14 protein-coding genes are annotated in these 15,090 nt (G+C 73.3%); 8 read left to right on the forward strand and 6 right to left on the reverse strand.

Annotated features, from left to right (window positions below; genetic code table 11):
* The first annotated feature begins 54 nt into the window (after nt 1–54).
* From ACFYXV_RS22045 to ACFYXV_RS22060, 4 genes are all read left to right on the forward strand, one after another.
* A complete protein-coding gene (locus ACFYXV_RS22045; RefSeq protein WP_389383803.1) occupies nt 55–1,506 on the forward strand; it encodes an HtaA domain-containing protein in 1,452 nt (483 codons plus the stop codon).
* 92 nt (nt 1,507–1,598) lie between these two features.
* Nucleotides 1,599–3,065, forward strand: a complete 1,467-nt coding sequence (locus ACFYXV_RS22050; protein ID WP_389383804.1) for an HtaA domain-containing protein — start codon at nt 1,599–1,601, stop codon at nt 3,063–3,065.
* A gap of 19 nt (nt 3,066–3,084) precedes the next feature.
* Nucleotides 3,085–3,771: a PhzF family phenazine biosynthesis protein gene (locus ACFYXV_RS22055; protein ID WP_389383805.1), complete on the forward strand. Its 687-nt coding sequence runs from the start codon at nt 3,085–3,087 to the stop codon at nt 3,769–3,771.
* Nucleotides 3,772–3,837: 66 nt separating this feature from the next.
* A complete protein-coding gene (locus ACFYXV_RS22060) occupies nt 3,838–4,212 on the forward strand; it encodes a hypothetical protein (RefSeq protein ID WP_389383806.1) in 375 nt (124 codons plus the stop codon).
* Between the two features lie 104 nt (nt 4,213–4,316).
* Here ACFYXV_RS22060 and ACFYXV_RS22065 read toward each other — a convergent pair whose 3' ends face one another.
* Together ACFYXV_RS22065 and map are read right to left on the reverse strand one after the other, a co-directional pair.
* The gene (locus ACFYXV_RS22065) at nt 4,317–4,964 is read right to left on the reverse strand and encodes a heme oxygenase (biliverdin-producing) (protein WP_389383807.1); all 648 of its coding nucleotides are present in this window, start codon (nt 4,962–4,964) and stop codon (nt 4,317–4,319) included.
* Between the two features lie 168 nt (nt 4,965–5,132).
* Nucleotides 5,133–5,990 carry a type I methionyl aminopeptidase gene (gene map / locus ACFYXV_RS22070; protein ID WP_030156294.1) on the reverse strand — a complete coding sequence of 286 codons (858 nt, stop codon included), beginning with the start codon at nt 5,988–5,990 and terminating at the stop codon, nt 5,133–5,135.
* 72 nt (nt 5,991–6,062) lie between these two features.
* On the opposite strand from map, the gene ACFYXV_RS22075 reads away from it, so the two are divergent.
* Nucleotides 6,063–6,302 carry a hypothetical protein gene (locus ACFYXV_RS22075; RefSeq protein ID WP_376020056.1) on the forward strand — a complete coding sequence of 80 codons (240 nt, stop codon included), beginning with the start codon at nt 6,063–6,065 and terminating at the stop codon, nt 6,300–6,302.
* Nucleotides 6,303–6,323: 21 nt separating this feature from the next.
* On the opposite strand, the gene ACFYXV_RS22080 is transcribed toward ACFYXV_RS22075, so the two are convergent.
* Nucleotides 6,324–6,929, reverse strand: a complete 606-nt coding sequence (locus ACFYXV_RS22080) for a hypothetical protein (protein ID WP_385470736.1) — start codon at nt 6,927–6,929, stop codon at nt 6,324–6,326.
* A 113-nt stretch (nt 6,930–7,042) separates the two neighbouring features.
* On the opposite strand from ACFYXV_RS22080, the gene npdG reads away from it, so the two are divergent.
* Nucleotides 7,043–7,789, forward strand: coding sequence for an NADPH-dependent F420 reductase (gene npdG, locus ACFYXV_RS22085; protein WP_383345476.1), 747 nt, complete (start codon nt 7,043–7,045; stop codon nt 7,787–7,789).
* Between the two features lie 48 nt (nt 7,790–7,837).
* Here the strand turns inward: npdG and ACFYXV_RS22090 are convergent, their stop codons facing one another.
* Nucleotides 7,838–9,913 carry a TerD family protein gene (locus ACFYXV_RS22090; RefSeq protein ID WP_389383808.1) on the reverse strand — a complete coding sequence of 692 codons (2,076 nt, stop codon included), beginning with the start codon at nt 9,911–9,913 and terminating at the stop codon, nt 7,838–7,840.
* 227 nt (nt 9,914–10,140) lie between these two features.
* Here ACFYXV_RS22090 and ACFYXV_RS22095 point away from each other — a divergent pair, with 227 nt between their 5' ends.
* Nucleotides 10,141–10,329: a hypothetical protein gene (locus ACFYXV_RS22095; protein WP_383345475.1), complete on the forward strand. Its 189-nt coding sequence runs from the start codon at nt 10,141–10,143 to the stop codon at nt 10,327–10,329.
* Between the two features lie 43 nt (nt 10,330–10,372).
* On the opposite strand, the gene ACFYXV_RS22100 is transcribed toward ACFYXV_RS22095, so the two are convergent.
* Nucleotides 10,373–10,696, reverse strand: coding sequence for a YcxB family protein (locus ACFYXV_RS22100; RefSeq protein WP_385470732.1), 324 nt, complete (start codon nt 10,694–10,696; stop codon nt 10,373–10,375).
* Nucleotides 10,697–10,804: 108 nt separating this feature from the next.
* Nucleotides 10,805–11,605 carry a site-2 protease family protein gene (locus tag ACFYXV_RS22105; RefSeq protein ID WP_385470730.1) on the reverse strand — a complete coding sequence of 267 codons (801 nt, stop codon included), beginning with the start codon at nt 11,603–11,605 and terminating at the stop codon, nt 10,805–10,807.
* Nucleotides 11,606–11,678: 73 nt separating this feature from the next.
* Between ACFYXV_RS22105 and ACFYXV_RS22110 the strand changes: the two genes are divergently transcribed.
* On the forward strand, nt 11,679–15,068 hold the full coding sequence (locus tag ACFYXV_RS22110) for a BTAD domain-containing putative transcriptional regulator (RefSeq protein ID WP_389383809.1): 3,390 nt from the start codon (nt 11,679–11,681) through the stop codon (nt 15,066–15,068).
* Nucleotides 15,069–15,090 lie beyond the last annotated feature (22 nt).

Genomic DNA, 15,090 nt, shown 5'->3' on the forward strand with positions numbered 1-15,090 from the left:
TGGAGGTAGCTTAGGTTAGCCTAACCTTATTAACCAGCCCTGGAGGGGACATCCATGCCCGCAAGACCCGCCCGCGCGTCGGCAGTCGCCCTGTTGGCGATCCTGGCGGCCTTGCTCGGCGCCCTGCTTCCGGTCACCGCCGCCCATGCGGCCGGCCGCACCGTGCAAGGGGGCCGGCTGGACTGGGGCATCAAGTCGTCTTTCCAGAGTTATGTCACCGGTCCCGTCGCGAAAGGCGCTTTCAAGCTGAAGAACGGAGCCGCCACGGTCGGCGGCAGCCTGTTCCGCTTCCACTCGGCCACCGGCTCCTACGACCCGGAATCCGGTGCGTTCGAGGCGGCGTTCAGCGGCGGCGTCGGCTTCCAGGGCCACCAGAAGCCCGACGGCACGTACGAGCTGGACCTGACGCTCAGCCGCCCCACCGTCAGGATCAGCGGCGGCAGCGGCACCCTCTACGCGGACGTCTCCAGCAAGGCCAAGGACACCGGCGCGGTCACCACCCGGACCCAGGTGCCGTTCGCCGCGCTCGGGCTCGGCGGGGTCGACATGAAGGGCGGCGGCAGTCCCATCGCCCTGAACAACATCCCGGCCACCCTCACCGAACAGGGCGCCAAGGCCTTCGCCGGCTATTACTCGGCGGGCGCGCAGCTCGACCCGGTCTCGCTCTCCGCCGACGTCAAGGCCGCCCCTGCCGCCGAGCCCGCGCCGTCCGCGAGCGCGCCCGCCCAGCCCTCGCAGGATGCGCAGGCCCCCCAGGGGTCGTTCGCCGACGCCGCCGTCGACTGGGGTGTGCGGCGTACGTTCCGCGAGTACGTCACCGGCGCCATCGGGCAGGGCAAGTGGACCCTCGCCGAAGGGGCCCAGGACGGCGGCGCACTGTTCCGCTTCCCGCAGGGCAAGGGCACGTACGACGGCGGGAAGGGCACGCTTGACGCCGCCTTCGCGGGCACGGTCCACTTCACCGGCGCCCATCTGGACCTGAAGCTCGGCAAGCTGGGCGTCAAGGTGGAGAACGGCAGGGGAGTGCTGTCCGCCGACGTCACGACCGGCACCGAGACGAAGAACGCCGTCGCGCTGGTGGAGTTCGACGCCAAGGGGCTCAAGGCCGAGGGTGCGCTCGCCACGCTCACCGAGGCCCCCGCCACCCTCACCGAGGGCGGCGCGCAGGCCTTCAACTCGATGTACAAGGCCGGCACCGAGATGGACCCCGTCTCGCTCTCCGTGGCGCTGGACGCCACCGCGAAGCTGCCGGCCCTGCCCGACCTCGGTTCGACGGCCCCGCCCGCTTCACCGGCGGTCTCCGGCCCGTCGCCCGCCCCCGTGGCGAAGGCCGAGAAGTCCTCGAACGCCGGCCTGTACGCCGCCCTCGGCGTGGCCGTCCTGGTGCTGGCCGCCGGCGCCGCCTTCCTCCTCCTGCGCCGCAACCGCGCCGCGGAGGCGTCGGAAGCCGCCGGAGCCGCCGGAGGCGCCGAAGCCGCCGACGCGCCGCCGCCGTCCCGGCCCTGACGCGCTCCCTCTCCTCTCCTCTCCTCTCCTTGCCTCTCCTCTCCTCACCCCGTCCCGACCGTCACCCCCGCTGCCTTCCAGGAGGCCCTCGCATGTCCTCGTCCCACCGCCGTTCGCTCGCAATCGCTGCCGCCGTCGCCACGGCAGCCGCACTCGGCGCCACCGCCTTCGTCCTGCCCGCCACGGCGGTGGGCGGCGGGCAGTCCTCCGCGGCCGTCGCCTCCGCGCCGATGCCGATCGTGAACGGCACCCTCGACTGGGGAGTCCTGGCCGGCTACCGCTCGTACGTCCTGAACATCGCCAAGGGCAAGATCACCCCGGCGGACGGGGCCACCCTGAACGCGGACGGCACCTTCCGCTTCAGCTCGGCGACCGGCCAGTACGACAAGGACGGCGGGCACATCGTGACCGCCGCCTTCAAGGGCAGCGTCACCTTCGACGCCCCCATGCACGGCTTCAAGGTGACCCTCGCCAACCTCCGCTTCGACACCGGCACGAAGAAGCTGACCGCCGACGTCACCAAGAACGGCACCCTCACCCCGAACGTCCCCATGGCCGACGTGGCCTTCGGCGGGCAGTCCATGGAGAAGCTGGGCACCACCCTCACCAAGGAGGCCGCGGACCAGCTCGGTTCGGACAAGTACGTCGGCCTGGCCGGCGACCCGCTCACGGCCGCCCTGCGGTTCGGACAGCCGTCCCCCTCCCCGTCCCCGTCCGTGACCCCGTCGCCTTCGTCCTCCGCCTCCGCCTCCCCGTCCCCGACCCCCTCGGGTCCGTCGAACTCCGCGACACCCTCGCAGAACGCGAGCTCCCCCGCGGCCGACGGCCCGCAGCAGCTCCTCGGCGGCCGCCTCACCTGGGGCGTGAAGGAAGGTTTCCGCTCGTACGTGGTGAAGGGTGGCGGCTCGGTCACCCCGGCCGACGGGGCCGTCGCGAGCGGCGACACCTTCGCCTTCGCCCTCGGCAAGGGCGAGCTCGACGTCAAGAAGCAGAAGCTGAGCGCCGCTTTCGCCGGCAACCTGCGCTTCCAGCGGGCCGACCACGGCGTCGACATGACCTTCTCGAACCTGCGCATCAACGCCGAGGGCAAGAAGGGAACGCTCGTCCTGGACGTCAAGTCGCCCACCGCCACCAAGACGAACGTCCCCTTCGCCACCCTCGACCTGTCGAAGGCCGAGTACCGGACCTCGGGCGGTCTGCTCACCCTGAACGCCGTCCCGGCCGCCTTCACGGCCGAGGGCGCGACCGCCATCGGCGCCCCGAGCCCGGACTACGCCGAGGGCAAGCCGACCGACCCCGTCACCCTCTCGGTGTCCGTCGACAAGGACGTGGTCGTCCCCACCTCGGCGCCCACCTCCACCACCTCCACCACCGGCGGGACCGGCGGGACGGGCGGTACGGGCGGCACCGTGGGCGGCGGCGGCAGCGTCGGCGGCAACCTCGCCAGCACCGGCGCCGAAGTCCCGGCCGGAGCCCTGCTCGCCACCTCCGGCGCGGTCGTCGCGGCCGGTGCCGGCGCCGTCTTCCTCGCCCGCCGGCGGCGCGCGGCCCAGATCTGAACCGTGTTTCAATTTCCGCGTGAACGATCTCGATGTGCTCAAGGTCTTCTGCGCGGGAGACGGACGGCACGGCAACCTGCTCGGCGTCGTCCGTGACGGCCGGACCTGCCCCGACGACGCGTCGCGGCAGGCCCTCGCCGCCGAACTCGGCTACAGCGAGACGGTGTTCGTCGACGACCCCGAGCGCGGGGTCGTCGACATCCGCACCCCCGGCACCCGGATGTCCTTCGCGGGCCATCCGCTGGTCGGGGTCGCCTGGCTGCTCGACATCGAGGAGCTCCAGCCGCCGGCCGGCTCCGTGTGGGCGCGTGACGACGGGGAGTTCACCTGGATCACCGCCCTCCCGGAGTGGGTCGAGGGCAAGCACACCGAGCAGTACGCCAGCCCCGCCGAGGTCGACGCGCTGCCCGCGCCACCGCCCGGCGAGGGCTGGCTGTACGCCTGGGCCTGGGAGGACGAGGCCGCGGGCCGCATCCGGGCCCGCGGCTTCCCGCGCCGCCCCGACGGGGTGATCGCCGAGGACGAGGCCACCGGATCGGCCGCGATCCTGCTGACCGCCGAGCTGAACCGGGCGCTGAACATCACCCAGGGCGCGGGCTCCCAGATCCTCACCGCGCCCGGTCCGGACGGCACCGTCGAGATCGGCGGGCGCGTCCGCTTCGCGAAGCTGCCGCCGCCGCGAACCGGGCAGGCGGGAACTGAGTAGGTGCGCCCGCCCGATTGAGTACCTCAGCGCTGCGGGCGCGATGCCGTGCGGCGGTTCCATGGCTGCATGAACACGCCATCGAGCGCAGGTTGGCCGCGGCAGCCGCAGACGTACCCGCACGCGCACCCGCACCCGCACCCCGAAGAGACGAGGCGGTGGCTGCTGGCCCCGGCGCTCTTCACGGCGCTGACGCTGGTGGCCGGGGGCTTGGGCTACGCGTCCTCGTACCTGCCGCGCTGCCCGCTGTGGTTCTCCCTCCCGTACCTGATCCCGCTGGGCCTGACGGCCCTCGCCTGGCGGCGGCCCCGGACCCCGGCGCAGCGTACGAACCGCATCGTGGCGGGCAGCATCGGCGCCGGACTCGCCCTCTTCTGCGCCAAGGCCGTCGAAGCCGTGCTCATGTTCCTCGGCCTGGCCCTCTGGCTGATCCACGGCGACTGACGGCGCAACGGCAACGCGAGCGGCACCCCGGCGCCGCTCGGTGCCGGGGGTGCCGTGTCGTACGTGCCGTACGCGGACGCGTCGTACGCCCGTACGGGGGAGGGTCAGGCGCTCAGCGGGAACTCCGCGCCCAGTTCCCGGAAGACCGAGCCGTTGAAGTCGAAGGCGCGCTTGCACTCGTCGATGATGCGCTGCTTCTCCAGGTCGTCCGCCACGATCGCGTCCAGCAGCTCGCGGTAGGTCCGCTTGAAGGCCGCAGGGTTGGAGATGTCCGCGAAGACGTAGAACCGCACGCCGTCACCCTTGCGGGTGAAGCCCCACGTCCGCTCCGCCTTGTCGCGGATGATCTGGCCGCCCGAGAGGTCGCCCAGGTAGCGGGTGTAGTGGTGGGCGACGTATCCGCCGGGCCAGCCGGCCGCGCATTCGGCCACGCGGGCCGCGTAGGCCTCGGTCGCGGGCAGCGCGACCAGCGTCTCGCGCCACGACGGGCCGCGCAGGTGCGCCAGGTCGCGCTCGATCTCGGCGACGCGCATCAGCTCGGGCCGTATGAACGGGCCCGCCACCGGATCGTCCTTCAGGGACTCGGCCGCGTCCTCCAGGGCCCGGTACACGAACCACAGCTGCTCGGTGTAGCGCGTGTACGCGTCCACCCCGAGCCGCCCGCCGAGCAGGTCGCTCATGAACGACGAGGTCTCGGCCTCGGTGTGCTGCTCGTGCGACGCGACACGGATGACCGTAGAGAAGGCGTCCAAGACAATCCTCCGAAGACGGGACGAGGAATAGCGGGGCCCGGCGGGCGTGACGGCACGGCCGCCACGCCCGATCCTCGCGCTTAGGGTTACCTAAGTCAATGTCTTCCCGACGTCCTGTCGGTAAAACTCCTCCGGAGGTCTTTTGGGGAGAGCTTTTACGGTGAAGCGTTACGGAAGGGTGAGGATCTCGGCGCCCGTGTCCGTCACCACCAGTGTGTGCTCGAACTGTGCGGTGCGCTTGCGGTCCTTCGTGACGACCGTCCAGCCGTCCGCCCACATGTCGTACTCGTGCGTGCCCAGGGTCAGCATCGGCTCGATCGTGAACGTCATCCCGGGCTCGATGACCGTCGTGGCGTGCGGGCTGTCGTAGTGCGGGATGATCAGGCCGGAGTGGAAGGACGAGTTGATGCCGTGCCCGGTGAAGTCCCGGACCACGCCGTAGCCGAAGCGCTTCGCGTACGACTCGATGACCCGGCCGATCACGTTGATCTGGCGGCCCGGCTTGACGGCCTTGACGGCCCGGTTCAGGGCCTCGCGGGTGCGCTCCACCAGCAGCCGCGACTCCTCGTCCACCTCACCGCACAGGTAGGTGGCGTTGTTGTCGCCGTGCACCCCGCCGATGAAAGCGGTGACGTCGAGGTTCACGATGTCGCCGTCGCGCAGGACGGTGGAGTCGGGGATGCCGTGGCAGATGACCTCGTTCACCGAGGAGCACAGGGACTTCGGGAAGCCCCGGTAGCCCAGCGTCGACGGGTAGGCGCCGTGGTCGCACATGTACTCGTGCGCGACCCGGTCCAGCTCGTCGGTGGTCACCCCCGGGGCGATCAGCTTGGCGGCCTCTTCCATCGCCTGGGCGGCGATCCGGCCGGCGATGCGCATGGCCTCGATGGTCGCGGCCGACTGCACCTCCGGTCCGGTGTACGGAGTGGGCGCGGGCTTGCCCACGTACTCGGGCCGGCGGATGTTTCCGGGAACGGAACGGGCGGGAGAGAGCTCGCCTGGTACGAGCAGCGACTGGCCAGACATGCAAGCGAGTGTATCCAGCGGGGATGGGGCAGCATGGCGGAGGAGAGCGGTATCGAGAGGAGCCCGGAGACGATGGCCCTGTTCAAGAAGCGCCAGGTGGGCAAACCCGGCGAGTGGTACTACTGCCTGGTCCACCACAAGGTCGAGGAAGGCCCGGAGTGCCCGGCGAAGGACCGTTTCGGTCCGTACGCCACGCCCGAGGAGGCCACCCACGCCATGGAGACGGCGCAGGAGCGCAACCTCGAATGGCAGAACGACCCCAAGTGGAACGACAAGTCCCGCGAAGAGGACGAGGGTACGAGCGCGCCGTAGGGCAGCGGTGCGCAGCGGGGCCTACCAGCCGCTGGGCGGCGGTGCGGTCAGCTGGTCGGCCAGCCGCGCCAGCCGGTCCCGCAGCCGCCGCGGTCCGCCCTGCGCCGGCACGCCGTTCTCCCCGGCCGCCGCGCCGACCAGGTGCTGCACCGTGTCCAGGTCCAGCTCGCCGGCCCCCTCCCGTACGGACAGCGCGTCGTGCGCCAGGGCGGCGAGATCCGGATCCCCGCAGTGCAGCGACAGTACGGTCGCCCCCGCGCGCCGGGCGTCGTGCACCCGCTCCAGCAGCGCCGCCCCCGGCTGCTCCGGGGCCACCACCAGCAGCGTGTACCCGCGCCGGGCCGCCGCCAGCCGGCCCAGCCCCACCGACAGGTGCGGCGGCTGACCGGGCCGCACCCGGTGCCGTACGAGGGTGGGGGCCAGCTCCGGCAGCCCGGACCAGGCGGCCTCGTCCACCAGGTGCGCCGCCATGTGCCAGGGCTCGTACTGCTCGGTCCCCACCAGCAGCAGGTTCCCGCCGGCCGGAACGACGGAATGCCGCAGCGATCCGGCGAAGCGGCGCGCGGCGCCGGGCCACTGCGTACCGGCGAGCACCTCGCGCAGCAGCGCGACCCTCACGGCGTCCATACCGGCATCCTGCCGCAGGAAAGGGACCTACGGGAGCACTTCGCCCCGCTTCGCCCGACCGGGCGGGCGCATGTGCGTTCGCCTCTCGCGATCACGGCGTTACCCTCGCCCCCATGACCTCCTCAGACAGCACTCAGAACGCGCCCGCCGAGGCCGCGGCCGCCGCGAAGGCACCGGCGAAGGCGCCGGCCAAGGACCCGTGGGACCTGCCGGACGTCTCCGGCCTCGTCGTCGGCGTCCTCGGCGGCACCGGCGACCAGGGCCGGGGCCTGGCCTACCGGCTCGCCCGGGCCGGCCAGAAGGTGATCATCGGCTCCCGCGCCGCCGACCGCGCGCAGAGCGCCGCCGACGAGCTGGGCCTCGGCGTGGAGGGCGCGGACAACGCCGAGTGCGCGCGCCGCAGCGACATCGTGATCATCGCGGTGCCGTGGGAGGGCCACGCGAAGACCCTCGAAGCCCTGCGCGAGGACCTCGCGGGCAAGCTCGTGGTCGACTGCGTCAACCCGCTCGGCTTCGACAAGCAGGGCGCCTACGCCCTCCGGGTCGAAGAGGGCAGCGCGGCCCAGCAGGCCGCCGCCCTGCTCCCCGACTCCCGCGTGACGGCGGCCTTCCACCACCTCTCGGCGGTCCTGCTCCAGGACGAGTCGGTCGAGGAGATCGACACCGACGTGATGGTCCTCGGCGAGGTCCGCGCCGACACCGACATCGTCCAGGCCCTGGCCGCCCGCATCCCGGGCATGCGCGGAGTCTTCGCGGGCCGCCTGCGCAACGCCCACCAGGTCGAGTCCCTGGTGGCCAACCTCATCTCCACCAACCGCCGGTACAAGGCCCACTCGGGCCTGCGCGTCACGGACGTCTGACCCCGCAGCCCCTGCGCCCGGCGGCACCAGCCGGACGCAGGGGCCGCGTCAGCTCTGGCGGCCGGCGCGCGCCTCGACCGGGCCCAGATGCGCCACGACCCCCTGGTGGAAGCGGGCCACGGCCTCGTCGACGCTGCGGATGAAACCGGACTCCGTATTGCCGCGGGTGTTGCCCATGCCCTTGATCAGCGACAGGCGGAACCCGGTGAGGGCCGCCCCGCCCTTGGGCAGCAGGTCGCCCGGCTCGGGGCGCAGCCGCTCCAGCGTGCCGCGCGGTCCGTTACCGGCCTCGACGAGGGTCTCCACGTGCAGGTCCGCCGGGGCCTCGGCCAGCAGTCGGACCAGCCGCTTCACCGTGGTCAGCGGGTACGAGCCCTCCGGCGCCGGCACGTCCACGCAGGTGCGGACCTTGCCCGTCCGCAGATCGGCGGTGACCGCGATGACGCTGCTCGTCCCGTCGATGCGCAGCTCCGCGGTGAGCCGCCCGTCCAGGCAGAGCCTCTCGGCCGCGGCCGCACGGCGCGCCCGCGGGTCGCTGCCGCGCCGCACGCGCTGCACCGGGAGCGCCTTCTGCCCGAGCTCCCCGCCCAGGCGCAGGCAGACCTGGCGGATCAGCCTCTCCCAGCTCTCGACGACCTCGACGGCGCGCGGGTCGTCGGAGGCGAGGGTCTCGTCCTCGATCCCCTTGCGTACGGGCACCCAGGCGGCGCCCATGTTCTGGAACCCGTGGCAGCCCGACTGGTCGTGCCGCAGGTACTCCAGCAGCTCCTGGAGCAGCCAGGCGTGCGCGGCGTTGCCCACGCCCTCGTGGCGGATCAGCATCTGGGCCTGGTGGGCCACCTCGGCCCAGGACAGGTGCCAGAGGCTGACCTTGTGCTTGCGCCGCCCGTCGATCTTGACGTCCACCATGGGCGCGCCTTCGAGGGCCACGTCGTTGGAGAGCGTGATCACGGCCTCGTAGCCGCGGCGGGCGGCGATGTCCATGTACTCCTGCACCTGCTCCGGCTTGAGCGGGTTGCCGTTCGTCTTCGTCTCGACCAGGGCCGTCCAGAGCTTGCCGGCGCGTTCGACCCGGATCACGCCGTCCGGGCGGCGCGGGGTGTCGCCGTGGGGGAGGGACACCTCGGTGAAGGTCTGCATCCGTCCGGCGGGGGCGCCGAACGCGGCGGTGAGGCGGCGGCCGAACTCCGGAACCTGAGCCATCACGGACAGCAGCACGGAGGTGGCCCGCACCTCCCGCTCCTTGTCGCTCTTCAGCGTCGGCACCGGGAACAGCCGGGCCGGGCGCCAGGAGTCGTTCTCGGCGAGAGAGCTCTTGGCCACCTTGGGGAGGGTGACCTTCTTCTTGGTCGTGGTCGTACGGGGGCCCCGGCCGCGGGTCTGGGAGGGAACGGCGACGGGCTCCGCCGTGACCGGGGCCGGGGCCGGGGCCGTGACCGGAGACGGGGCCGTGACCGGAGACGGGGCCGGATCCGGGGCGACCGGTTCGGGCTCCGCGTCGGGTGCCTTCTCCATGGCGACGGCGTCGGCGCCGTGGCCCGCCTCGCCCGGGTCCCCGGCCTCCTCCGGCTCCTCCGCCTCCTCGTGCACGGCGATGCCGAAATCGGTGGCCAGCCCGGCCAGCCCGGTCTCGTAGCCCTGCCCGACCGCGCGGAACTTCCACTCCTCGCCGCGCCGGTACAGCTCACCGAAGATGAACGCGGTCTCCACGCCCGCGTCGTGGATGGAGAACCCGACCAGCGGTTCCCCGGACCGGTCCGCGACCGTCATCCGCAGGTCGTCCAGGTCGCCGAACCGGGCGCCCCCGTACTGGCTGGCCGCCACGACGATCCGCTCGACCCCCTGGGGCACGGCGGTCAGGTCCACGCCGATCCGGTCCTCGTCCCCGTTCCCGGTGGGCGTCTTCCCCAGCAGCTGCACGCTTCCGTCGGCGGCGGCCGGGTTGTTGTAGAAGTAGAAGTCGTCCTCGCTGCGGACCTTGCCGTTCGCGTCCAGGAGGAGCACCGAGACGTCGGCGTCGCCGGCCCCCGACACACTGCTCCAGCTCAGGCTCACCACCACGGCCCCGGCGTCTTCGCTGAGGGCCGTCAGGCTGACGTTGGCGCCCTTTGAGATCTCCTGCATGTCCGTCCGTCCCCCCAGTTCGCCCGGCTCCGGCCGTGGCGGACCGTGCAGGCCGGACTGTCGTTCTTCCGTACCCGGCGACCGTAGCGGCGTGCCGCGCGGAAGATCGGGAAACGCCGAAAGAGGGGCGGAAGCGGAGCGCGGGGCGGCCTTACGGGAGCACTGCGGGGCATGGGGGAGACTGGTGGGGTTCCACCCCGTTCCGTGTCGCCGAGGAGCTGTTCCCCATGCCCCGCCTTGCCGTGTTCGCCATCGTCGTCTGCGTCCTGTCCGTGGCCGCGGCCGTGGTCGCCTTCGTGGAGGGCAGCTTCCTGGGCATCATCTGGGTGCTGCTGGCCGGCCTCACGTCGAACATGGCCTGGTTCTACCTGCGCAAGGCGAAGGCCGAGAAGGCCGCCTCCGCCCGCACCTCCTGACGGCCCGCCCGCCGCGCGCGGGCCATCCGGCCGCGTACGAGGCCTACAGGCGCCGGAGGTTCCGGTCGAGGACGGCCCGGACCCTGTCCACATCGGCCGGGTCCTGAGCGCCGCGCTTGGGCAGCGCGAAGTAGATGCGGGTGCCCTTCGTCATGAGGACGAAGAGGTCGTCCGTTTCGAGGTACCGGGGGAACGCGTGCCAGTCGATGCCACTGGACAGCTCCCCGCCCGTCGTGGTCAGACCCCCCTCGCCGACCACGGTCCGGCAGGTCCCGTACGCCTCCATGTCCTCGTACTGCTGCCGCGCCACGCGGGCCAGCGCGCGCGGGGCGATCACCATCGAGGCGAGGGCGACCGCGCCGATCACGCAGCCCGTCTCCGTGGGCGTGAAGCCCTGTCCCCACCCTTGTGCATGGCAGCGGACGTATACCAGCAGGTCCGGGGCACGCCCCTCGGGTCCGGGCGGCTGCCCTGCTCAGTCCTGCGGCACCGCGCAATAGCCGTTCGTGTCCTGCCAGAAGCGGTAGAGGTCGCGGCCGCAGTAGGTCTCGAGGTCGGACACGCCCAGAGCGTCCAGCAGGTTGCGCACCACGTCGAAGAAGAACCCGTTGACCTCCGGGATCCAGAGGAGGGCGAAGACCGCGATCAGGCCGAACGGCGCCAGCGGCGCCACCTCGCGGCGGATCCGGTACGAGAGCCAGGGCTCGATGATCCCGTAGCCGTCCAGGCCCGGGACCGGCAGGAAGTTCAGGATCGCCGCCGAGACCTGGAGCAGCGCGAGGAACGCGAGCGCGAAGCGGAACGCCATCGGGACCCCGTCGAGGGCGTTCAGCCAGAACGGCGCCGTGCAGACGACCGCGAAGGCCACGTTGGTCAGCGGGCCCGCCGCCGAGATGAGGCTGTGCTTCCAGCGGCCCTGGATCCGGTCCCGTTCGATGTACACCGCGCCGCCGGGCAGGCCCAGCCCGCCCATGATCACGAAGATCACCGGCAGGACGATGCTGAGCAGCGCGTGCGTGTACTTCAGCGGATTCAGCGTCAGGTAGCCCTTGGCCCCGACCGTGAGGTCGCCGCTGTGCAGGGCGGTGCGGGCGTGCGCGTACTCGTGCAGGCAGAGCGAGACGACCCAGGCCGAGGTCACGAAGAGGAACACGGCCAGCCCGGTGCTCGTCGAGTACCCCGTCCACACGGCCCAGCCGGTGACCGCCATGACGGCGAAGATGCCGAGGAATACGGAACTGATCTGCCGCTCGCCGCGGCCGCCCTGATGACCCATGCGGCGAAACCTACCTCGGGCGGGAGGCCAAAAGGAGTACGGGGCCCGGCCCCCGGGCAGCGACAATGGGCCGGTGCGTTACGCGATTCTCGGCACTGCCCAGGCCAGCCGCGACGACGGGAGCCCCGTCGCCGTCGGCGGAACGCGCCTGCGGGCGCTGCTCACCGCGCTCGCGCTCCGACCGGGGCGGGTGGTGCCGGTGCACCTGCTGGTGGAGCAGGTGTGGGACGGCGACCGCCCGGCGGACGCCCAGGCCGCCCTCCAGGCGCTCGTGGGCCGGCTGCGCAGGGCGCTGGGACACGGGGCGGTGCGCTCGGCGGAGGGCGGGTACCTGCTCGACGCCGCGGGCGAGGACGTCGACCTGTACCGCTTCGAGCGGCTCGCCCGGGCCGGCGGCGCGGCCCGGGACCCGGCAGAGGCGGCCGCCCTGTACGAGGAGGCCCTGGCGTTGTGGCGCGGCCCTGCGCTGGCCGATCTGCCGGACGCGTCGGCCGAGTCCGCCCGCTGGGAAGCCGTACGCCTGGACGCGCGCCGGGGCCGGCTCGCGGCGGCCCTGGCGCTGGGCGAGGCCGAGCGGGCCCTCCCTGAGCTGACCGCCCTGTGCGGGGAGCGCCCGCTGGACGAGCCGCTCCAGGCCCTGCGGATCCGGGCCCTGCGCGACACGGGCCGCCCGGCGGAGGCACTCGCCGCCTACGAAGCCGTCCGGCGCGACCTGGCCGCCCGACTGGGCACCGACCCGGGCCCGGGCCTGCGCGCGCTCCACACGGAACTCCTCACCCCGGTTCCCGGCGTGCCCGCCGGCCCGGCCGGTCCGGAGCACGGCGCGCAGTCGCCGGATCCGGGCCGTGCGGCCGGGGCCGCGCATCCGGCCCCGGCGCCGGCCCCCGCACCGGCCCCCGCCGGGGCGTACGGCGTACCCGCGACCCCCCGCCCCGGCAACCTGCGGGCCCGCGTGACCAGCTTCGTGGGGCGCGAGGGGGACATCCGGGCCATCGGCGAGGAGCTCGGGCGGGTCCGTCTCATCACCCTGCTCGGGCCCGGCGGGGCCGGGAAGACCCGGCTGTCCCAGGAAGCCGCCGAGCACGCCGCCGAGGCCTGGCCCGACGGGGTGTGGCTCGTGGAGCTGGCGTCCATCGACGGGCACGGCGACCCCGAGGACGTGGCCGAGGCCGCCCTCGCCGCACTCGGCGCCCGCGAGACCAAGCTGCGCGGCGGCGCCGCCGAGGAGCTGCGGGCGCTGACCGACCGCGCCGGCGACCAGCCCCTCGACCGGCTCGCGGAGCACTGCGCGCGGCGGCGGATGCTGCTCGTCCTGGACAACTGCGAGCACGTCATCGGCGCCGCCGCCGAGCTCGCCGAGGAGCTCCTCGCCCGCTGTCCCGGCGTCCGGATCCTGGCCACCAGCCGCGAACCCCTCGGCGTGCCGGGGGAGTTCCTGCGCCCGGTGGAGCCGTTGCCCGACCCCGTGGCGCTCCGGCTCCTGGGAGACCGGGGGGCCGCAGCCCGGCCCGGCTTCCGTACCGACGAGGACCCCGAGGCCGCCGCCGAGATCTGCCGTCGCCTCGACGGGCTGCCGCTCGCCATCGAGCTGGCCGCGGCCCGGCTGCGCCTGCTCACCCCGCGTCAGATCGCCGACCGGCTCGACGACCGGTTCCGGCTCCTGACCGGCGGCGCCCGTACCGTACTGCCCCGCCAGCAGACCCTGCGCGCCGTCGTCGACTGGTCCTGGGACCTCCTCGACGAACCCGAGCGCACCGTCCTGCGCCGCCTCTCCGTCTTCGCCGGCGGCTGCGACGTCGCCGCCGCCGAAGCCGTCTGCGCCGACCCCGGCACCCCCGACGTCCTGGACCTGCTCGGCTCCCTCGTCGACAAGTCCCTCGTCGTCGCCGCCCCCGGCCAGGGCGGCACCGGCATGCGCTACGGGCTCCTGGAGACGGTCGCCGAGTACACCGCCGAGCGGCTCGCGGAGGCGGACGGGGACCGCGCGGCCACCGAGCGCCGCCACCTCACGTACTACCGCGAACTCGCCCGCACCACCGACCCGCTGCTGCGCGGCCGCCGCCAGCGCGAGGCCACCCGGCGGTTCGCCACCGAGTACGAGAACCTCCGTACCGCGCTGCGCCGCGCCATCGCCGCCCGCGACACCGGCGAGGTGCTCTGCCTCGTCCACTCGCTCGCCTGGTACTGGTCGATGCACGAACTGCGCACCGAGTCCCGGCACTGGGCCGAAGCCGCCGCCGCGCTCGGCCCCGACCCCTTCCGAGCTCCCGTCGTACCCGCCGAACCGGTGTACGCGCAGGTCGTGGACACGCCCCCGCCGTACGGCGGGGAACTGCTCACCGAGGCCTGGCGCGGCATCCGGCTGATCCGGCTCGCCTCGCGCGACCAGACCAACGAGACCTGGGATGCTCCGGGGGTCCGGGAGGAGATCGAGGGGATCGTCTCGGCCTACCGGCCGGGCCTGCCGCAGACCTGCCGCAACCCGGGGGGCCTGTGGGTCTACGCCGTGATCATCAGCGGGGACTCCGAACTGCTCCAGCAGGTCCTCGACGCCTCCGTCGAGACGGCACGCGCGCTGGACTACCGCTGGGAGCTGGCCGGCACCCTCCAGGTGCGGGCCAACTGGCTCGCCAACCGGGCCGCATGGTCCGGGGACGCGGCGCGCGACGCCGACGAGAGCCACGCCATCTTCGAGTCGCTGGGCGACGACTGGGGCTGCGCCGAGGCCCTCTCCGCCCGGGCCGAATCCCGTGAGAAGCGCGGCGAGTACGCGGGGGCCGCGGAGGACTTCCGGGCGGCGATCGAGCACGCGGAGCGGCTCGGCGCCCGGTCCCAGGTCACGGTCCTGCGCGTCCGGATGGCCGGGACCCTCGTCGAGAGCGGCGAACTCGCCGAGGCCGAGGAGATCCTCGGCGGACTGCTGGGCACCCCGCTCACCTACGGCAACGAGGCCCTGCCGGTCGCCCGGATGTTCCTCGCGGGCATCTACGGCCGCACCGGCCGCGTCGCCGAGGCCCGCCGGCAGCTCCGGATGATGCGCGAGGAGTTCGCGCTCGGCGCCTTCGCCGTGTTCGACGGGTTCCTGCTCGGCATGATGGCCTGGCTGGACAATCAGGCCGGCGCCTACGAGGACGCCCTCGCCCATCTGCGCAAGGCCATGCCGGAGGCCGCCCGGGATCCCCTCGCCCTCATGGTCGCCCCGCAGATGCCCGCCGTGAACCTGCTGACGGCGGCCCTCTCGCACGCCGGCCTCGGCGGCGGGGAGCACGCGTACGCCGCCGCACGCCTGCTGGGCGCCTACCGGGCCCAGTTGCCGGCCCAGCACTTCCCGGTCAGTACCGAACGCGAGGACGCGGCCCGCACCGAGGAGCTGACGCGGGCCGCGCTCGGCGGGGCCGCGTACGCGGCGGCATGCGCCGAAGGCGGCGGCCTCACCCTGGAGGAGGCCACCGCCCTCATCTGACCCGGCCCCCGTGCGGGGTCCG

The organism is Streptomyces sp. NPDC002181 (assembly GCF_042890485.1).
GTDB lineage: Bacteria > Actinomycetota > Actinomycetes > Streptomycetales > Streptomycetaceae > Streptomyces.